This window comes from Pedobacter sp. GQ55, from assembly GCF_059758925.1.
Genome location: NZ_JCAXEI010000011.1, coordinates 119673 through 138260 on the forward strand (window position 1 = coordinate 119673; position 18588 = coordinate 138260).

Here is an 18588-nt window from a genome sequence, read left to right on the forward strand (position 1 = left end):
ATATCTTCTTTACGCCAAAATTAGTAAGATTTGCTTACTCTTCTGTACGCTTTTCCAGATCTTTTATACTAACCGTAATCATTTTACCTATCGGCTTGCTGTTAAGGTAAGTTAAAACCCTTAAATGATCTGCTCCTTTAGGTATTGTAAGTGTATCGGTATACTTTGGAGAAAAGCTATCCGGATAAGTATTGTCAAACGTATAATAGATGTCTAATTTCTTTATCTCGGTAGCTAATGCAATGCGGAGCGTTTTATTCACAGTGTCTTTTAAAGGTTTAATTGAGGCATCATATACACTTCTTGCATAGTTGATATTAGCTACATCGTACCTTTCAAGATTGCGCTCCATTCGGGAAATAAAGCTATCCCATCCCTTGTTTTCTTTTTGCGACCAAAATACTTCAGCCAAGGCAAAAGCACGGGGCCAGGTCATGTATTCTACATGTCGGTAATTTGGAACAGATTCTGTCCACAAATTACCCTGGCCTCCCAATATCAGCGAAGGATTAGGTATTTCAGCTGGAATGGGTTCAAAATGATAACAACTAGACAAGGTAAGCATAGAATAAGTTGGTGGTTCTACAGCTGGGTCTCCCTGATAAAGATCAAGATAACAATTGTCGGCGGGCGTCATTATCACATGGTGATTCATTTTTGCCGCTTCGATGCCTCCTTTCATTCCTCTCCAGCTCATTACCGTAGCTTCGGGTGCCAATCCACCTTCCAGGATTTCGTCCCATCCCATCATTTTTTTCCCTTTAGACTTAACAATGGTTTCCATACGTCTGATGAAATAACTTTGCAGTTCTTCTGGGGTTTTCAGGTTTTCATCCTTCATTCTTTTCTGGCATTTTTTGCAGTCTTTCCAAAATCCCTTAAAACATTCATCACCGCCAATATGGATATACTGACCAGGGAAAAGCGCCGCCACCTCTCCCAATACTTTTTCCATAAACACGAAACTTTCTTCGTTGCCCGGACATAATGCATTGTCATCAACACCATAAAAGGTATTACCCACATTTACTTTAAAAGGCCCGCCTGTACAGGACAAGTTTGGATAAGCAGCAAGTGCGGCAAGACTGTGTCCGGGGACATCTATTTCGGGCAGGATAGTTACAAAACGCTGCTGGGCATATTTAACAATTTCCTTAACATCTTCCCGAGTATAATACCCTCCATAATCAGCAACCTCATTTGGCCCTTGCGGATCACGCTTCCACCATAAGCCCATTCTTGGTACACGCCAGGCCCCTACTTCAATAAGTTTTGGTAAGCTTTTAATTTCTATCCTCCATCCCTGATCATCAGTTAAATGCCAATGAAATATGTTCATTTTATATTTAGCAAGCTGATTGATGTATTTTTTAACCACTTCTTTTGGGAAGTAGTGCCTACTTACATCGAGCATTAAACCCCTCCACCCGAATCTTGGATAGTCTGTTATTTTAACACAGGGTATAGACCATGCTTTATTTTTAATAATCTCTGCACTTTCTATTTCTTTTGGCAACAATTGCATTAAAGTTTGCATGCCATAAAAAAGACCTACAGGCTTGTTTGCCTGAACCGTAATTTTGGTAGGCTTAACATCTAAAGTATACCCTTCATCGCCTATCTGCTTATTGTAAGCTTTGTTGATAGCCAACCGAATAGTTGAAACTCCACGCGTTGCATGGCCTAATGTAAAGCCTGTTGGTGCTTTGATCATAGCAGCAAACAATTCTGCTATTTCTTTATTTGCAGGAGCTGCAATCAGTTTAGTAGCCTTGCTTATTTTGAAGTTCCCCCGAAACCTTTGAAGCTTTACTGGTTGTGGGATTAGCGCTGGAACGCTTTCTACAGCGAATATATTTATCGAGAATAGCATGCAGAGCGTAAATATTGCTATTCTGAAGTATCTGAAATTCATATTTAGTGGATTAGTTAATTCTTTTTCCCTCTACCTTTTGGCCGGCCTGATAAAGGAAAAGGCTGCTGATTTTTCCCTCCTTATCTTTAACAAACTCTACTTTTGCTGAAACCACTTTTAAGAAGAACATATTCTCTGATTCTGCAAAAATCTCATTTTTACTTTGGCCTGTAGCTTGTCCAAATAATCTCCCAGCTTCCTGTGTAATAGCAATAGAAAAATTGGGTGCCAATTGATATTCGCCTACATATGTTAATAATGTTGCCTCAGGTACTTTGATTTCTGTAGAAGGCTTACTTTCAACACCAGCAATTTTATCAGGAATTGATTTACCAATGGTAATTGCAGCGATCTTATTTGCAACAGCATCAGGAGATTTAGCTGTAGAATTAGAAAGGACAACGACTAAAACCTTTTCTGTTGGCAGATAAGTGGCGTAAGATAAAAAACCATTTATACCACCCCCATGTGAAATAGTTTTACTTCCCTGAAGCGAATCTAAGGCTAACCCATAACCATATTTCAATTTCTCTCCATTGGCTAATCTATATGGGGTCAATGCCTTGTCAAGACTTTCCTTTTTTATTATTTTGTATGAAAAAAGCGCCTGATTCCATTTGTACAGATCTTCAACTGTAGACATTAGTGATCCTGCTGCATAAGGAAGCTTCATACTGAGCAAAGCTGCATTGCCTAGTCCGTTTTCTACAGGATCGTAACCTGCCGCCCTGTTCTTAATTATTCGTTCATTATCCCCATAATAGGAGTTGTTCATACCTGCAGGCTTAAAGATCTTGTCTTCTATATATTTTCCATATGGTATTCCAGTAACCTTTTCAATAATGTACCCTAAAATGAAATATCCCGAGTTATTATATTTATACTTAGTTCCAGGCGCAAAATCAATAGGTTGAGTCCTAATAATATTGATAAGCTCAATTGGCGTCATATCATTACGCATCATTTTTCCAAAATCCGACATCCCTGTGTAGCTTTTTATACCAGAAGTATGCGTAAGAAGGTGCGCTATGGTAATTTTGGTTCCCGTATTAGGATAGTCAGCAATATACTTGTTTATGTCGTCTTGTAGTCCCAGCTTCCCCTGCTCCAGGAGCTGTAGTATCGCTACAGCGGTAAATTGCTTTGTAACAGAACCAATTTTGAAAACCATATCAGTTGTCATTGGAACACCCAGCTCTAGATTAGCCATTCCAAATGCCTTTTTATATATAATTTTTCCATCTTTTGCTACCAAAGCAGCCGCTCCTGTTTCTCCCGGTTTAAATTGAGCCGACAGCAACTCATCATATTTTGCCACAAAGTTCCTGTCAACTTGTGCACAGGTAATTTGAGTTGAAAGAAGAAGTACAATAATCAGGTAGTAGCGACTTTGCATAATTTTCTTTATTTAACTAAGTTTCTAAATGAAAGATTCTTTGGCATTTTAGTAGTTATACTGAGTGCTTCAGCATCTAAATAATAAACAGGCTATTGGGTACTGGATAAAAGCGAACAACATATGATTTAAATAACTAAGGTAATTATTTACATTAGTAAACAATGCAATAAACAGTGGTATATAGGTAACTTTTACAAGTTTCAATTGTTATTTATTTGATGGAGGAAATTAAATACAAGTATACCAGAAAACAAGAACTGGTTCATGGACTGATACATGGTATTGGAGTAGTATTTGGTGTTAGTGGCCTGCCGGTATTAGTAGGAATTGCAACGGCTCACAACAACGTCTCAGCAATTGTTGGTGCAGGCATATATGGCTTTTGTTTTATGTTGCTGTTCACTTGTTCAATGGTATACCACCTGGCACTGGAGCCAGCAGTAAAAAGACTATTCGAAATCTTTGATCACATAAGTATTTATTTCCTGATTGCAGGAACCTACACTCCTTTTTTACTGATCTACATGAACAATCGCTTCGGGATCACCCTGCTTTCGGTACTATGGGGATTGACGCTTCTGGGTGTATTTTTTAAAATATGGTTCACAGGCAAGTTCAATATAGTGTCAACAATTATTTACCTGCTTATGGGTTGGATGATGATTATTGGAGGCAATAGATTCTTTTCAGTACTTCCGGAATCTGTAATCATTATGCTATTTATCGGCGCGGCATTGTATTCAGCCGGAACGATAATATACATTTTTGGAAAGCGATCTTATACACATTCCTTATGGCACGCAATGGTACTGGCAGCAGCAATTTGCCATTATGTAGCCGTATTGCTTTCTATGTAAAACGGAGTTAGCAGAAGAATCAAAAATAGTTATTAGTAAAAAATAATTACCAGATTTGGGTGATATTTATATCCAAACAGACACATACTATTAAAACGTAGTTGCAATGGTTACAAAACTCAATAAAGATAAAGTAAGCACAGATAATGAAACTTTGCTGATGTCGCTGTACCAGGATACTTTTCCTCTTGTAGCAAGCCATGTGAGTAGAATGGGTGGATCATTTGATGAAGCCAAAGATATTTTTCAGGATGCACTGATCATTTATTATGAAAAAGTAAAGCATACCGGAATGGTGCTTAGGCACAGCGAAAAAGCATATCTTTTTGGCATTACCAAATACCTTTGGAATAAACGCTACAAAGAAACCAGCAAGCAGCTATCCCTTGATCAATTGAATATTGACCTAGATGAAGAGGCAACCCCGGCTGATTCTGTCTACGAAGAGATATCTTCCTCCAGATTACTTCATTTGATGCAAACAGCAGGTCAGAAATGTATGCAGCTATTATGCGCTTTTTATTATGAAAAGCTGAATATGGAAACATTGGCTGAGCGATTTGGATTTTCAAGCGCGCGATCAGCAACTGTTCAGAAATTTAAATGCCTGGAAAAGATAAAAGAAACTGTAAAAGAAAAATCACTGGAATATGAAGACATCATGGAATGAGCTGCGATTGATAGAGGATTTTCTTTTATCTGATACAGATACAGAAGATATACTCTTGTTTGAAGCCAATCTTTTGTTGCAACCAAATTTAAAGGAAAGTGTTTTTTGGCAGCAAAAAACATATAATCTGGTCCATAAATACGGAAGACTGCAGCTGAAAAAAGAAATAGAACAGGTACATGAAAAGTTGTTTACTACCCCAGAACATCGTTCTTTCGGGCAAAAGATTATGCAGCTTTTCGGTAAATAACCTAACCATTTAATTAGCATTCACAATTATACCCCTCCAAACCAGAGGTGAGGGCAACCTATGCCTAAAATTTAACTAATAACAACAGACATGAAGAACAACGAATTTCGCAATTACGCAATAAAACACCATCGGATCAACAGTCTATATCTAGATCGTCACATCTCCCAAACATCAACTAACGTTGGTCCGTTTGCCATGACCCCCTACATCATCGAAGAACGACAATTAAACGTAGCACAGATGGATGTATTTTCACGTTTGATGATGGACAGGATTATTTTTATCGGTGAACCTATTGACGACAGAAATGCCAATGTAATACAGGCCCAATTGCTTTTTTTGCAATCTGCCGATGCTGACAAAGACATTCAGCTGTATGTTAATTCTCCAGGTGGATCTGTCTACGCCGGACTTGGTATTTATGATACTATGCAATATATAAGGCCTGATGTTGCTACAATCTGTACAGGTATTGCCCTCTCTATGGCTTCCGTACTACTTTGCTCAGGTACAGCTGGAAAACGCTCCGCCCTGAAACATTCTAGGGTAATGATCCATCAAGCCTCGGGCGGAACGCAAGGAACTGCCGCAGATATGGACATCAGCATCAGAGAAGTACTTAAGATTCAAACCGAACTTTATCAGATCATTGCGGAACGTAGTGGTCAGAGTTATGATAAAATAAATGAGGTTGCTGCTCGTGATTATTGGATGACTGCTACAGAGGCCAAAGAATTTGGTATGATTGATGAAATATTAGGGTAAATTTAAAAATCCTGTAAGCTAAGGGCTTACAGGATTTTTAATATTTAACATCCAGTAGTCATATAAATATTAGCTGATCATCCGTTGTAGGCCATAGCTTTGGATAGCTCTTCGTTGAGTAAATAATCCTTTTTCAGTCTGTCCAATTTGGTCATTGCACGGCTGTAAGCATCATCGCCAAGCAACAGGTAAAGTGGAGGATTTTCTGAATAAGCTATCTCAATGATAGCTGCTGCTGCTTTTGCTGGGTCGCCAATTTGCTTACCGGCTTTTTGCAGAAGCATCTTTTGCGCATTATGCACCTCGGTGTACTCAGGAATAGCATGCTGCGCGATATTGATTGAATCGGCATTTAGAAAATTAGTGCGAAATGCACCAGGCGCAACCACTGTTACTTTAACTCCGAATTCTGCAACATCCTGCGCCAGAACCTCAGACAATCCGACAACAGAAAACTTTGTAGCTGCATAAACTGACCAGCCGCTTGTACCCGTTATACCTGCTATCGAAGATATATTAATAATATGTCCCGACATTTGACTGCGCATATAAGGCATTACCATTCGGATAACGTTCAGCGTTCCAAAGACATTTATTTCAAAGCTATTGCGGGTTTCACGATCACTTAATTCTTCGATACTTCCTCCGATACCATAGCCTGCATTATTTATTACAACATCGATGCTTTTAAAGGCAGCATTTGTCTGATGGATGGCGCAGCCAACACTATCTTCATTACTAAGTTCTACCTGCAGCGGTAGAAAGTTTGGTGCGGTAACACCAACGGCATCTACCAATGCCTTTAAATCGCGGGAAGTAGCTGCAACATTCTGACCCGCCTGAAGTAATTGTTTTACCAGGTTTAATCCAAATCCCTTGGAAGCTCCTGTAATAAACCAAGTTCTGACTTTCTCCATATTTCGTTTGTTTTTACAATACAAAGATAATGGGAAACAACAGCTGAGCGTGTACGCTGATCAAACCGATCATTACGAAATTCAAACAACACGAAATGCTGACGGAGTAGTACTGGTCTGTTTTTTGAAAAAATTATTGAAATGCGTAGGTGCTTCGAAACCAAGACAGTAGCTTATCTCGGAAACATTCCAGTTCGTATGACGTAGAAGTGCCCTGGCCTCGCTGGTTAGCCGCTCCATAATATGATCCGTAGTTGTTTTTCCAGTCGTCTGACGGACAGCCCGGTTAAGATGGTTAACGTGTACCGATAGTTGATCGGCAAAATCTTTAGCAGAACGCAGACTAAATCTTTGCGAAGGGGACTCTATGGGAAACTGTCGCTCAAGAAGCTCTGTAAATATAGCTGTGATACGTGAATTGGCATCCGGGTGTTGATAGAGACGATTAGAAGGCTGTATCTTCAAAGCATAGTGAATCAACTCAGTAACGTAATTGCGAAGTAAATCATATTTAAAAATGTAGTCGGAATTAAGTTCTACCAGCATCTTATCAAATAAAGCCAATACAATTGTTTCCTGTTCAGCGTTAAGCACATAAACAGGATTTGCTCCAGGAGAAAACATAGGTAATTGATGGATATTACTACGCAGCATCTCGGTAAAAAAAGACTCCTTATAAATACAAAATCTACCCGAATGCTTGTCATTTAGATTTTCAAAAGTATAAGGAACAACTGGGTTAAAGAAAACCAATGCGGTTCCATCCATTTCTATGCTTTTATCAGCATAGTGAATGACTCCCTTACCCCTGAAAAGACTGATCTTGTAGAAATCCCGCCGACTGTATTGAACAGGCTTCGCACCGGGGATGTAACAGTCCTCGGATCTAAATACATTAAAGTGTCCAATATCCTGACTGAGATTATCAGGTAACCAATTAAATTTTTTCTTGTAGAAATCCTCAAGTGTCTCCGTATGTGCCATAGAACAAAGTTATACAATTCAAACCAAATTCAGAAAAAACACCATAAACCAAGCGTATTATAATTATATATAAGTTTCGCTTGTGTGCTATGTTTAAGTTTGCTAATATTGAAAAAGTAAATTAGATAGCATTTATTATAATTGCTTAACGCTAATTTCAGAAAAAATGAAAAGCGAGATACTTAACATTATTTACAAAGCCAATTTGTTAAAGACAATTTGGCATAATATTATGTTTAAGGGAGATAGAACAAAGAAAAATCTCTTGATATTTTATGGAAATGTTTCAGTGAAGAAAGATCCCTCTGCAAGAATCGATATAACAACTGGGCGATTTAAATTTAATTATAGTGGTCGATACCGCGAGCCATTCTACGGTATGCTAGAGATGCATAAAGATTCAAGAGTTAAATTACTAAATACGTTTACAATAAAGTCTGGTGCACATATTATAGTGACTGAGGGGGCCTGCCTACAATTAGGCAGTGGATACATTAATAGGAACGTGAAGATTAAGTGTTATGAGAAAATCGAAATAGGAAACAACGTTGCGATATCAGAAAACGTAACTATATGGGATAGTGATGTTCATAACATCGAAAGCGGTACACATAAGAAGACTATCCCTATTAAAATAGGCAATAAAGTCTGGATTGGAACCAATTCTATTATATTAAAGGGTGTAGAAATTGGGGATGGATGCATAATTGCAGCAGGATCAGTCGTTAATAAAAGTATTCCAGCAAACTGTTTAGCAGGAGGTGTGCCAGCCAAAGTATTAAAAACAAACATTGAATGGACGCCTTAAATAAGGAATCCCGAAAGTGTTTGTTGATCTCATCTTCAATGACTTAAATACTTACATGTTTAAGCTCTTTATAGCGAACAAATACAAATATTAAATCTGTTCACCTTATTGTTCGCATGACAGGAGGAACAATATAAACATCGGTCATCAAAATCTCAAAACTTTCAAGCTCATTTAACCGGGTTCTAATAAATGTTGATTTACCAGTGGCATTGCAACCAGCTACGAAGATTAGCTCTGGCATATGCTAGTCCAATTTCTTAATAATAGTATCCTTAACCTCCACAGGCATATCATTTTCATCAGTAATAACTTCAAGTGAGACAAGGAATTTTTCACCACTTGGCAATTCTTTACGCCATAAACCACCATCTTCAGCAAACTGAGCATAAAATGGGTTGCCTAATTCAAACGCCCTCTGACGCCCTAATTCATGCATATTTCCCATATTTTTTAAAAGGCGGTCAACAACTGAAGAAACTCCCATAATGGTAATTTTATTAGCTAGATATTATTATCTAATCAATTGCAAATTATGCAAAATTTGCATAGTCAAATATAGCAACACTATACTACAAATATTCCAATTGTAATAAAAATGAAGTTAATAATACATATAAAAATGTATAATATTAAAACAAAAAAGCCTTTAAATCTTACGACTTAAAGGCTTTTTGTTGTGTGTCGGGGTGGCAGGATTCGAACCTACGACCTCCTGCTCCCAAAGCAGGCGCGATACCGGGCTACGCTACACCCCGAACTGGTATCTGTTTTTACTGGTCAATATTAAACTACTCATCTAAGTAGTTGTGTCGGGGTGGCAGGATTCGAACCTACGACCTCCTGCTCCCAAAGCAGGCGCGATACCGGGCTACGCTACACCCCGAACTGGTATCTTCTTTTTCCCTTTTTCGAAGGGATTGCAAAGTAACAACTTTATTTTTATAAAAGCTAACTTTACTTTTTTTATTTCTAGCTTCATCAGCTAAGGCTGCAAAGATAGAAATAATTCATTTGCGTGCAAATATTTAAACACTAATTAAAGTTAAAAAACATCCTTTTACGATACAAAAATCGGGTTTTCACTCTATATCAACCACTTAAAAAAACATAAAATATTTAAGTTTTTTAGGTAGCATAAGCATATTTGGGTTTCAGCATCAGAATCCTCCCCTTCTCGCTTATTCAGAACTGCCTATATTTTATCTCTTTTCATTATAAACTCCCGGCTGTATCAAAGATTATTAACAGTAAAATCTCCTTTAGCAGCGAGTATTTAAATAGAATCAGAAGGGATTTAGGGTGGTCTTTTGGCTTAGAAAAAAATGATTAAAAAAGAAAGCGGGAATAAACCATAATGGCCACTCCCGCTTAAATTAACGCTCTCACCACAAATATACAACTGTAAATTGGATTACCTAATAATTTTAAAAAAATAATGTAAGCTTCTATTTTGTTCTACAAAGTTTTGTCTATAGATTACTGTTTTCAACAGATACGTTATACAATTCATACCAGTCCTGATGATCAAGCTCTATGGTAAAAGCATTTACTGCATTTCTAATTCTTTGTTCATTTGTTGTGCCAATAAGTGGCAACGCCCCCAATTTAACCAGCCATGCTACTGCTAATGATTCAATGTGCACATTGTATTTTGCACTTAATTCCTCTAGCTTTTCGCGCACCTTAACAGCTTGTTTATCTGTTCCCGCAGCAATTCTACCTTCTGCAAGAGGCGCATAAACTAACGGACGCATGTAACGTTGCTTGATATAATCAATCTGTCCGTTATCCAACGCCTGCATGTTTAGCAGATTTAGTTCAATATGATTGGTTACTATTGGCTTAGTTAAGTAAGAAGCCAATAACTGGTGCTGAAAAACAGAGAAATTTGCTACACCTATGTTCTTGATCTTACCTGATTCTTTTAGTCGCTCAAGGGTTAGGGCTGTTTCTTCAAGATTAGATATTGGATCGAGTTTGTCTAATAAAAAGATATCGATATAATCAGTTCTCAAATTCTTTAGCGACTGCTCTACACTGGCAATAATATGATCCGCTGAGGTATTATAATGTTTAACTCTAATATCAGGGCGCTGTGCATTTGGAAGCCTTAGTCCGCATTTACTAAACAAAACAACTTCTTCTCTTTTAAAAGCGCCTTCTTTTAGCAACTCTCCAAACAATTGCTCACATTTTTCAGAACCGTAGCTGTCGCCATGCTCAAAGGTGTTAATACCCAGCTCCATGCACAAATAAAAAATCTTTTTTAAAGTAGCATCAGCATCCTTAACATCATCCCATCTGTAAAAACCATAAACTGCAGGTGACACTTTAGGCCCCGCATCTCCCATATAAATCTTTTGCATATTCTCTTTCTATAATTCAAATCTAAGCATTACTTCAATCTATATAAATTTTAGTAAAAAAATACTTACATTTTTTAAATAACTGTCTTTATAAAGACATGGTGAATTTCATGGTTACGAAATCATGCTTTTATCTTTTCTCGGTGATTAAGCCCCCATATCACTAAACTCTCCGTTACCGGTAACACACTACTACCGTATTCGGTGATCGCATATTTTACGGTAATGGGTCGGGTATCCAGCACGGTCCTGGAAACAAGCAGATTAATTTCAAGATCATGCAGCTCCTTTGATAACATTTTGGCAGAAATGCCTTCTATTTCACGTTGGATTTTTTTGAAAGTATTCTGGCCATCCTTCCTATTGTTCAGGTAACGCATGATCCGTAGTTTCCATTTTCCACCAAGTATTTCAAGGCTATCACGAATTGCTGATAGTTCCTGCTCGCAGGTTGCCTCTTTTATATTTCCGTTGATATTTATTGTTGCCATACTCAAATGGGTTAACTAAAGGTAACCGGTTACCTTTAGTTAACCCATAACAAAAATAAACTATTGCCTCCTAATTTTGAAATACAATTTTATATACTAATCAAAAAGGTATGCAGATCAGTAAAATATTTCGCTGGATTTTTAGATTAAAAAGTCGTTACAGCAAGCTCTCTAGTTACTATCATATCAGAAACACCATTAAGTAAGATCATTACCATCTGCCTCCTTAGCTGGCTTATCTTCCTTTGGATGCAGTTCTACAGATGGCTGCATAAAAGGTTTCAACAGATCAATTGGTACCGGAAAAATCGTTGTTGAGTTGTTTTCTGTTGCAATTTCACGAAGAGTTTGCAGGTAGCGCAGGGTTAGTGCGCTTGGCTGTTCGCTTAAGATCTTTGCGGCGTCCGACAAACGTTGCGAGGCCTGGTATTCTCCTTCGGCAGAAATCACTTTTGATCGCCTTTCACGTTCTGCCTCGGCCTGTTTAGCCATTGCCCTTTGCATTTCCTGAGGAAGGTCTATTTGCTTTACTTCAACCGCCGTTACCTTTATGCCCCAGGGTTCCGTTTTCAGATCAATGATCTGTTGCAGGTGCAAGTTTATTTTATCGCGTTGCGAAAGCAGATCATCAAGTTCCGACTGTCCCAGTACACTCCGCAATGTTGTTTGCGAAAACTGAGAAGTAGCCGTTAAAAAATTCTCTACCTCCACTACAGCTTTTTGAGGATCTATTACCCTAAAATAGATTACCGCATTAACCTTTATAGATACATTGTCTCTTGTAATCACATCCTGAGGTGGCACATCCATAACTATAATACGCAGCGATATTCTTACCATTTTATCAATAAAAGGGATCAAAAGAATCAGCCCCGGCCCTTTTGCACCTTTATCTAGCACCCTACCTAAACGAAAAACAACTCCACGTTCATATTCACGAAGTATACGGATCGCGCTGGAAAGTACGATGACAGCAAAAAAAATGAGCACTATAAAAAACACATTGTAATACATAAACACCTCCTTTTAGTTAAACATAGAATTATACGGTACGCCCGAGTGGCTCCACAAATAAAGTAAGCCCTTTAACCTTAATTACTTTTACCAGCTCACCTTTGTTAATTTTCCCTTTAGTTGATTCTGCAATCCACACTTCTCCATTTACCTGTAGCTGTCCCTGCGGGTTAAGCTGACTCAGCGTTTCTCCGGTCTGTCCCAGTAAGATATTGATCCCTGTTACTGTTTTGAGTCGCTGTGCCCGCAAGCCTAAAACTATTACACAGAGAAAGAAAGCTGCACTTAACACAGTAACTGAAATAACCACTCCCGTAGATATTTTAATCATATCTAATGAAGAACTTGACTTGAACAGCATTACCGAACCGAGAAACAGTGACACCACACCTCCAATTGCAAGCACTCCATGGCTAACTACCTTAATTTCGAGCAGAAAAAGCACCAGAGAAAAGACGATCAACATTAATCCGGCATAATTAACCGGCAAAGTATTCATGGCATAAAAGGCAAGGATCAGGCTAATTACCCCAACAACCCCTGGTAGCACTGCTCCGGGATTGAACAATTCAAAGTATATTCCTGCCATGCCCAGCATGAGTAAAACGTAAGCAATATCAGGATTACTGATAAAGTCAAGCAGCTTTTCTGAAGCGCTCATCTCTACATATTGAATTTTAGCTCCTTTTGTACGTAACGTAACATTGCTGGAGCTTAGTTCTACATTTCGTCCGTCTATTTGATTAAGTAATTCATTTTCATTTGCAGCGATATAGTCGATTACGTTCTTATTGAGCGCCTCATTTTCGGTAATAGACAAACTGTTTCTGACTGCATCTTGGGACCATTCGAGATTGCGTTTTCGTTTTTCTGCTATACTGCGGATAAATGCGACGGCATCATTTGTCGCTTTTACATTCATAACTGAATCTGTCTTACCTACCAGGTTCACAGGGTGAGCAGCACCAATATTGGTTCCGGGTGCCATGGCGGCAACATGAGCTGCAAGGGTAATGAAAACTCCGGCAGAACCGGCATGTGAGCCAGAGGGGGAAACGTAAACCACGACTGGAACAGGTGACGTCAGAATATCGCTAACAATAGTACGGGTAGATTGTAGTAAGCCTCCCGGCGTATTTAGGTGAATAACCAGACATACTGCCTTTTCCTTCGTTGCCTTTTCAATTCCGCTATGAATAAAGGAGGCCGAAACTGGATTAATTGCACCATCAATCTTTATCACCACAACCCTTTGTGCACTTAACATCAACGGGAAACAAGTTAGAAAAATCAAGAACAAAATCTTATTTTTCATACGATTAGATTTATTACTCACGCAATATATAAATGTACTGAAAATCAACAAGAAACGAGCAAAACCACGGTAACATTTATCTTGAAGATTAACTGCTTATTATTCTTTTTTTAGCAATATTAAAGGTAACTTTAATATGACCAACCTATTGATATATTACTACCCAAATCTGCTACAGGAAGGAGTTAAATTATGGGAAAAGTTAGAAACATCTTACAAGAAAAAACCAGTTCTACAATTTTTGTAAGCCCAAGTACCACAGTCTTTGAAGCGTTGGAATTAATGTTTAAAAAAAACATCGGCTCGCTTCTGATTATGGATCATGAAAAATTCATTGGAATTTTCACGGAAAGAGATTACGCCAGAAAAGTAATCCTAAAGGGCAGATCTTCAAAAGAATTGACGATCAGCGAAATCATGACGGAGAATCCGCTTACCGTATCTTCCGATAATACAATAGAAGAATGTATGTGGTTAATGACAAATAATTTTATTAAACATTTGCCGGTTATAGATGAGGGCAAGCTAAGTGGCATTATTTCTATTGGAGATGTGGTGAAATACATCATTGAAGAGCAAAAGTTTATCATCGGAAATCTGGATCATTACATTACCAGCACCAGATAGCACGATCATTGAGGCAACAAAAAGATTCACAAAAATGAAAGAAAGACAGATAACTTTTTTTATTTTCGGCCCATATCTGCTTTTTAGAAATACATGAAACCTCCCTTCACCTGCTTATATTACCTGGAAAATGATTCCGATTGCTTACTGGAAGTGAAACGTAATGACCTGCCTGAAAGTGCAGACATTGCTGACATATTCAGGTGGCTATATATAAACAAACAGACATTTGAAATTTCACCCCTTGTCTTCCGTTCAATGGATTCATCGGGCGAGGTACAGGAACGTTTCTTTGACCAGGGGTATTTAAAATTTAATGACCAAACGGGCACTTATATTGAGAAATTTAATTCTGCACAGCATCAGCTTGAAAATAAAACAGGATCAGCCATTTCTGATGAACTACAGCATACGATAACAAGCTATCTTAATCTGTAAGCTGATTCTATTTATGAGCCATTATCCCATCAATGGCTTTATCACCATAGGTTATGTAATCCCATGCCCTTAAATAGTACCCTTTTTTAGGATTCAAAACCTCAATTTTTATATGATGCTTACCATCGGGCAACTGATAGCGCCAGCAAATTTCATGTCTCCTGGTTCTGTAAGCGGTAGGTAAATGAGCAGTCTCGATAGTCCGACCATCAACATATACTTTGGCTTTAAGTTCGTAATCATCCAAATTCTGATCATTTTTTCCGGCATTGCCACGCAAAACAAATCCGGTTCCTTCAAAGTCAAACTCGTAAACACCATCAATATTGCGATTAAGTGGCTCTTTTGCTACAGGATAAATCCCTTCAAAACCTTTCTCCAACCGTACCGCCTCTGGCTTTTGCACATTAATAATTACTTCCGCATCCCCTACTTTACCGTTGTTGGCAGCAATTGCTTTCAAGGCATGCTGATAACTTATTTCATACACTTTATTTAAAGACATATTTGTGTATTTGAAGTTCATATCCTCACTACCATTCAATCCTTTTTTCCAGTAATCGGGAATTTTACTGTAACCTAGTATTGTTCCCAAAATCCCTCCAACGGTAGATGGGTTACAATCAGAATCCTGTCCGGAACGTGTAGCTATTTCTAATGTCCTTGTATAGTCTCCTTTTCCGTAAAGCAGTCCCATTACCACATAAGCAGAATTAACCTTCGCATCAATGTCAAACGGACTGAATACGCCCTCAGGACATCCTGATTCTTCTGACCATTTCTTCTGAACCTCATACCAGGTCTGCTTCCAGTCGTTTGGATATTTTTTATGCCATTTGATTACATCGGCAATACACTTATAGAAATCACTTTCTTTTGGTACGGTCTTCAGGGCTTCATTCACTACGTAGTTCACATCATCAGATAAAAAGGCAAGACTGTACATTGCCCCAACATAAACCCCACCATACCATCCATCACCATAATTCATAATATGGCCAACTTTATCACTTAAAGTACTTGCAGAGTTTGGCATTCCCGGATGCATTAACCCCGCAAAATCTGCCTCTATCTGATAGTCAATATCGTCAGCATGTGGGTTATTTAGCCAATGTCCGCTTTGTGGTGCTTTTATTCCATTAAGAATATTATAACGGGCGGCCTGGTTTGCATGCCATAAATTATATGAAGCATTGGCAAAGGCATTTGCAAATGAATCAACAGGAGCATCAAAACCTGCTCTTTCCAATACTTCTACAAAAGTTAGGTCCATATAAATATCATCATATAAATCCGGCCATTCCAACATCAGTTTTTTAACATATCCTTCTCCCCATGGGATTACCTGATAATCTTGTATAAAAGTACCATTGTGCCTGAACTCTGTATAACTTCCAAAGCTCACCCCAATAGTTTGGCCTGCCCAGCCTCCTTTTATTTTATCACGTAATTTCTCTTTTGTGAATGTTACTGTTTCTTTATTGTCCTGCCTAATGGCATATCCAGATAGCAATACTGCCATTATAAGTCCGGGGATTAGTAATTTTTTCATCTTATTTTTTTAATAGCTAAATAAATGATCGAATACGGAATCAATTTGAAAGTAGAGTAGCCCTGTTGATTTCAATTTATCAGCCTGTTCTTTGGCCTTGCCCATAACATCAGATGACTTTAGTGCCCAAGAGTTAATTACACCTACGGCTAAAATATTATGCTTACCAGCCCATTCGACATCTGATTTTGAAATACTGTCAGAGAAAAGAAAATAGTTAGATGAAAGGTAATTGGCTTTAAGCATATTTTCTTTAAGCTGCTCTCTGGTACAGCTGAGCTTTATCTTTCCAGTAAAAAAATCAGTAGATTCATCTGTACCAATCATTAACACATTCTCATATAAATGGTACTTTTTAAGCATATCTATCACTTTTGTAAATAGTACGGTATCATTTCCATCTATTTTATTATCAATCATAACCTGCAATTTGCCCTCGCAGTAATTAAGCACATCCTCAAATTTTAATATTTTGTTGCCTTTCTTATCCCTAAGCTTACTGATCTGTTCCCAGGTCATGGACGAAACATCCGCATCCTCACCAAAAGATCGTTTCAAATTCTTATCGTGATTTGTAATTAATACCCCATCCCTGGTTAATCTTAAATCCACTTCTACCATCCAGTAACCTCTCTTTACTGCCCTTTCTAATGCTGAAAGACTATTCTCTGCAGAAAGGCTATCCACCACACCACCGCGATGGGCTATCAGTTTATAGTTGGCAGCGAGCGAATGCTGTTTCGAGTTCTGGCAAACACCCACAGATTGGATCAAAGACAGCAATAAACAGATTACTATTCCTATGGTAAATTTCATATTCTTTTTATTCTTTAAATAAAGGAAGGTACCCAGCTCTAAAAGTCTTAACCACAGATTTTGGAGTTAATACATGTAATCTTTCTTTTGGCAACACGCCTGCTGTCCCATACCCTTCTACCGACCATAGATATATCATTCCATTCCGTATTAAATAAGGTTCTTCTTTAAAGATAATAAATGTGCCGTCAGGTAGTGCATCCGGGTATTCCAGGAAAGTAACCTTTTTGTTATTTTGATCGACCCTTTCCTGCTGAAGAATATCATCTATCGCTTTTATTGGTGTTTTAGTGTTAAATCCATATTCAGGATTCCCATTTAACCAAAACGTTTTGAAAGCACTCGCCTCGGCTCTGCGACACTCAAAACATGGTCGGTGACCAGCAGCAAACGAGGTGGCTTCATCCAGAAAAAACAACTCAGTATATTGGCCAGGAGCCATCACCGGCCGCTTCCTATCTTTAAATTCCAATACGCAGGTTATCCAGGCAGTGAGCTTAAAAAGACGTCGAATCTCCTGCTTTTCATTGTGTAGTAATCCTCTATTTCCCATTAATGTACCCCTCGCAGGAGATTTAATAATGTTGCCAAATGGATCAACTCGGTTTTGTAACATGCCTGACAATTAAAATACCCTTGTAATTTAGCAAATATCATTTTTAAAATGGCTCAATAAAGTTCATTACAGTTTACTAAATTGTGCACTATAATTAGGAGCTAAAATCTATTGCTAGGCCCTATAGAATAAAACAATAAACAACTGCATTTAGAAAAATGGAAGCAAAAATTGTGATTATACCTGGATTAGGAGGTTCTGGAGATGACCATTGGCAAAGCTTTTGGTCAAGAAGCTTTGACAAGGTTATAAGGCTTGAGCAGGAAAATTGGGATGAGCCCGAATTGGACAAATGGCTAGAAAAGCTAAGTGTGGCTGTCGAAAAATTAGATTATCCGGTTATTTTAGTTGCCCATAGTCTTGCGGTTTCACTAGTGCTTCATTGGGCAGCCAGATATGACAAATCTAATATCAAAGGAGCATTACTTGTAGCTCCTGCTGATGTTGATTCTCCTGAACACACGCCCGATGTTGTAAGAGGATTTGCACCAATGCCTACAATAAAGCTTGCCTTTCCATCAATAGTAGTCGCAAGCATTAATGATCCCTACCTCGACTTAAACAGAGCCAAATATTTTGCAGAAAAGTGGGGTAGTGAATTCATAAATATCGGTGAGAAAGGCCATATTAATTCCGACTCAAAGTTAGGATTTTGGGAAGAAGGCCAACTGATTTTACAGAAATTACTAAAGAGCTAATGACCATCATATTATCGTCGACAATAAATCGGTCATCATCTTCTGTTTATTCGCTCATGCATAATTAAAAAATCGTTTCTTTGG

20 protein-coding genes and 2 tRNA genes are annotated in these 18588 nt (G+C 38.2%); 8 read left to right on the forward strand and 14 right to left on the reverse strand.

Annotated elements, in window-relative coordinates; all coding sequences use genetic code 11:
- Window positions 1-34: 34 nt before the first annotated feature.
- Both AC6CH7_RS22510 and AC6CH7_RS22515 read right to left on the reverse strand, forming a co-directional pair.
- Window positions 35-1915 (reverse strand): beta-N-acetylhexosaminidase, encoded by a 1881-nt coding sequence (locus AC6CH7_RS22510; protein ID WP_498264841.1) that lies wholly within the window; start codon window positions 1913-1915, stop codon window positions 35-37.
- A 10-nt stretch (window positions 1916-1925) separates the two neighbouring features.
- Window positions 1926-3311 (reverse strand): serine hydrolase, encoded by a 1386-nt coding sequence (locus AC6CH7_RS22515; RefSeq protein ID WP_498264842.1) that lies wholly within the window; start codon window positions 3309-3311, stop codon window positions 1926-1928.
- 221 nt (window positions 3312-3532) lie between these two features.
- Here AC6CH7_RS22515 and trhA point away from each other — a divergent pair, with 221 nt between their 5' ends.
- The 4 genes from trhA to AC6CH7_RS22535 all read left to right on the forward strand — a co-directional run bounded on the left by trhA (window position 3533) and on the right by AC6CH7_RS22535 (window position 5859).
- Complete coding sequence (trhA, locus tag AC6CH7_RS22520) at window positions 3533-4171, forward strand: PAQR family membrane homeostasis protein TrhA (protein WP_498264843.1); 639 nt, start codon at window positions 3533-3535, stop codon at window positions 4169-4171.
- Window positions 4172-4277: 106 nt separating this feature from the next.
- Window positions 4278-4841 (forward strand): RNA polymerase sigma factor, encoded by a 564-nt coding sequence (locus AC6CH7_RS22525; protein ID WP_498264844.1) that lies wholly within the window; start codon window positions 4278-4280, stop codon window positions 4839-4841.
- A complete protein-coding gene (locus AC6CH7_RS22530) occupies window positions 4822-5091 on the forward strand; it encodes a hypothetical protein (protein WP_498264845.1) in 270 nt (89 codons plus the stop codon). The genes AC6CH7_RS22525 and AC6CH7_RS22530 overlap by 20 nt, the downstream gene beginning before the upstream one ends.
- 90 nt (window positions 5092-5181) lie before the next feature.
- Window positions 5182-5859 carry an ATP-dependent Clp protease proteolytic subunit gene (locus AC6CH7_RS22535; RefSeq protein ID WP_498264846.1) on the forward strand — a complete coding sequence of 226 codons (678 nt, stop codon included), beginning with the start codon at window positions 5182-5184 and terminating at the stop codon, window positions 5857-5859.
- A gap of 77 nt (window positions 5860-5936) precedes the next feature.
- On the opposite strand, the gene AC6CH7_RS22540 is transcribed toward AC6CH7_RS22535, so the two are convergent.
- Together AC6CH7_RS22540 and AC6CH7_RS22545 are read right to left on the reverse strand one after the other, a co-directional pair.
- The gene (locus tag AC6CH7_RS22540) at window positions 5937-6776 is read right to left on the reverse strand and encodes an SDR family NAD(P)-dependent oxidoreductase (protein WP_498264847.1); all 840 of its coding nucleotides are present in this window, start codon (window positions 6774-6776) and stop codon (window positions 5937-5939) included.
- An 81-nt stretch (window positions 6777-6857) separates the two neighbouring features.
- Window positions 6858-7760, reverse strand: a complete 903-nt coding sequence (locus tag AC6CH7_RS22545; RefSeq protein WP_498264848.1) for a helix-turn-helix domain-containing protein — start codon at window positions 7758-7760, stop codon at window positions 6858-6860.
- A 166-nt stretch (window positions 7761-7926) separates the two neighbouring features.
- On the opposite strand from AC6CH7_RS22545, the gene AC6CH7_RS22550 reads away from it, so the two are divergent.
- Window positions 7927-8568 (forward strand): acyltransferase, encoded by a 642-nt coding sequence (locus AC6CH7_RS22550; protein ID WP_498264849.1) that lies wholly within the window; start codon window positions 7927-7929, stop codon window positions 8566-8568.
- Between the two features lie 247 nt (window positions 8569-8815).
- On the opposite strand, the gene AC6CH7_RS22555 is transcribed toward AC6CH7_RS22550, so the two are convergent.
- The 7 genes from AC6CH7_RS22555 to AC6CH7_RS22585 form a co-directional block, all read right to left on the reverse strand.
- Entirely contained in the window at window positions 8816-9055 is a 240-nt protein-coding gene (locus AC6CH7_RS22555) for a hypothetical protein (RefSeq protein ID WP_131607084.1), read from the reverse strand.
- 197 nt (window positions 9056-9252) lie between these two features.
- Window positions 9253-9326: transfer RNA gene (locus AC6CH7_RS22560), tRNA-Pro, on the reverse strand.
- Window positions 9327-9380: 54 nt separating this feature from the next.
- Window positions 9381-9454, reverse strand: a tRNA-Pro gene (locus AC6CH7_RS22565).
- A gap of 586 nt (window positions 9455-10040) precedes the next feature.
- Complete coding sequence (locus tag AC6CH7_RS22570) at window positions 10041-10937, reverse strand: aldo/keto reductase (RefSeq protein ID WP_498264850.1); 897 nt, start codon at window positions 10935-10937, stop codon at window positions 10041-10043.
- A gap of 122 nt (window positions 10938-11059) precedes the next feature.
- Window positions 11060-11428 carry a winged helix-turn-helix transcriptional regulator gene (locus AC6CH7_RS22575; RefSeq protein ID WP_172660192.1) on the reverse strand — a complete coding sequence of 123 codons (369 nt, stop codon included), beginning with the start codon at window positions 11426-11428 and terminating at the stop codon, window positions 11060-11062.
- A 198-nt stretch (window positions 11429-11626) separates the two neighbouring features.
- A complete protein-coding gene (locus AC6CH7_RS22580) occupies window positions 11627-12442 on the reverse strand; it encodes a slipin family protein (RefSeq protein WP_498264851.1) in 816 nt (271 codons plus the stop codon).
- A 28-nt stretch (window positions 12443-12470) separates the two neighbouring features.
- The gene (locus tag AC6CH7_RS22585; protein ID WP_498264852.1) at window positions 12471-13757 is read right to left on the reverse strand and encodes an NfeD family protein; all 1287 of its coding nucleotides are present in this window, start codon (window positions 13755-13757) and stop codon (window positions 12471-12473) included.
- A gap of 192 nt (window positions 13758-13949) precedes the next feature.
- Between AC6CH7_RS22585 and AC6CH7_RS22590 the strand changes: the two genes are divergently transcribed.
- A complete protein-coding gene (locus AC6CH7_RS22590; RefSeq protein WP_498264853.1) occupies window positions 13950-14384 on the forward strand; it encodes a CBS domain-containing protein in 435 nt (144 codons plus the stop codon).
- A gap of 93 nt (window positions 14385-14477) precedes the next feature.
- Entirely contained in the window at window positions 14478-14822 is a 345-nt protein-coding gene (locus tag AC6CH7_RS22595) for a hypothetical protein (RefSeq protein ID WP_498264854.1), read from the forward strand.
- Window positions 14823-14829: 7 nt separating this feature from the next.
- Here the strand turns inward: AC6CH7_RS22595 and AC6CH7_RS22600 are convergent, their stop codons facing one another.
- From AC6CH7_RS22600 to AC6CH7_RS22610, 3 genes are read right to left on the reverse strand one after another with little or no spacing between them, the layout of a single operon-like run.
- Window positions 14830-16374: an ADP-ribosylglycohydrolase family protein gene (locus tag AC6CH7_RS22600; RefSeq protein WP_498264855.1), complete on the reverse strand. Its 1545-nt coding sequence runs from the start codon at window positions 16372-16374 to the stop codon at window positions 14830-14832.
- Window positions 16375-16383: 9 nt separating this feature from the next.
- Window positions 16384-17190 carry a glycerophosphodiester phosphodiesterase gene (locus tag AC6CH7_RS22605; RefSeq protein WP_498264856.1) on the reverse strand — a complete coding sequence of 269 codons (807 nt, stop codon included), beginning with the start codon at window positions 17188-17190 and terminating at the stop codon, window positions 16384-16386.
- Between the two features lie 7 nt (window positions 17191-17197).
- The gene (locus AC6CH7_RS22610; protein ID WP_498264857.1) at window positions 17198-17806 is read right to left on the reverse strand and encodes a hypothetical protein; all 609 of its coding nucleotides are present in this window, start codon (window positions 17804-17806) and stop codon (window positions 17198-17200) included.
- Between the two features lie 158 nt (window positions 17807-17964).
- Here AC6CH7_RS22610 and AC6CH7_RS22615 point away from each other — a divergent pair, with 158 nt between their 5' ends.
- Window positions 17965-18504: an RBBP9/YdeN family alpha/beta hydrolase gene (locus AC6CH7_RS22615; RefSeq protein WP_498264858.1), complete on the forward strand. Its 540-nt coding sequence runs from the start codon at window positions 17965-17967 to the stop codon at window positions 18502-18504.
- Window positions 18505-18588 lie beyond the last annotated feature (84 nt).

Coding starts and splice junctions, on each gene's coding strand:
- AC6CH7_RS22510 (WP_498264841.1), bottom strand. CDS start 1,915: ATGAATTTCAGATACTTCAGAATAGCAATATTTACGCTCTGCATGCTA.
- AC6CH7_RS22515 (WP_498264842.1), bottom strand. CDS start 3,311: ATGCAAAGTCGCTACTACCTGATTATTGTACTTCTTCTTTCAACTCAA.
- trhA (WP_498264843.1), top strand. CDS start 3,533: ATGGAGGAAATTAAATACAAGTATACCAGAAAACAAGAACTGGTTCAT.
- AC6CH7_RS22525 (WP_498264844.1), top strand. CDS start 4,278: ATGGTTACAAAACTCAATAAAGATAAAGTAAGCACAGATAATGAAACT.
- AC6CH7_RS22530 (WP_498264845.1), top strand. CDS start 4,822: ATGAAGACATCATGGAATGAGCTGCGATTGATAGAGGATTTTCTTTTA.
- AC6CH7_RS22535 (WP_498264846.1), top strand. CDS start 5,182: ATGAAGAACAACGAATTTCGCAATTACGCAATAAAACACCATCGGATC.
- AC6CH7_RS22540 (WP_498264847.1), bottom strand. CDS start 6,776: ATGGAGAAAGTCAGAACTTGGTTTATTACAGGAGCTTCCAAGGGATTT.
- AC6CH7_RS22545 (WP_498264848.1), bottom strand. CDS start 7,760: ATGGCACATACGGAGACACTTGAGGATTTCTACAAGAAAAAATTTAAT.
- AC6CH7_RS22550 (WP_498264849.1), top strand. CDS start 7,927: ATGAAAAGCGAGATACTTAACATTATTTACAAAGCCAATTTGTTAAAG.
- AC6CH7_RS22555 (WP_131607084.1), bottom strand. CDS start 9,055: ATGGGAGTTTCTTCAGTTGTTGACCGCCTTTTAAAAAATATGGGAAAT.
- AC6CH7_RS22570 (WP_498264850.1), bottom strand. CDS start 10,937: ATGCAAAAGATTTATATGGGAGATGCGGGGCCTAAAGTGTCACCTGCA.
- AC6CH7_RS22575 (WP_172660192.1), bottom strand. CDS start 11,428: ATGGCAACAATAAATATCAACGGAAATATAAAAGAGGCAACCTGCGAG.
- AC6CH7_RS22580 (WP_498264851.1), bottom strand. CDS start 12,442: ATGTATTACAATGTGTTTTTTATAGTGCTCATTTTTTTTGCTGTCATC.
- AC6CH7_RS22585 (WP_498264852.1), bottom strand. CDS start 13,757: ATGAAAAATAAGATTTTGTTCTTGATTTTTCTAACTTGTTTCCCGTTG.
- AC6CH7_RS22590 (WP_498264853.1), top strand. CDS start 13,950: ATGGGAAAAGTTAGAAACATCTTACAAGAAAAAACCAGTTCTACAATT.
- AC6CH7_RS22595 (WP_498264854.1), top strand. CDS start 14,478: ATGAAACCTCCCTTCACCTGCTTATATTACCTGGAAAATGATTCCGAT.
- AC6CH7_RS22600 (WP_498264855.1), bottom strand. CDS start 16,374: ATGAAAAAATTACTAATCCCCGGACTTATAATGGCAGTATTGCTATCT.
- AC6CH7_RS22605 (WP_498264856.1), bottom strand. CDS start 17,190: ATGAAATTTACCATAGGAATAGTAATCTGTTTATTGCTGTCTTTGATC.
- AC6CH7_RS22610 (WP_498264857.1), bottom strand. CDS start 17,806: ATGTTACAAAACCGAGTTGATCCATTTGGCAACATTATTAAATCTCCT.
- AC6CH7_RS22615 (WP_498264858.1), top strand. CDS start 17,965: ATGGAAGCAAAAATTGTGATTATACCTGGATTAGGAGGTTCTGGAGAT.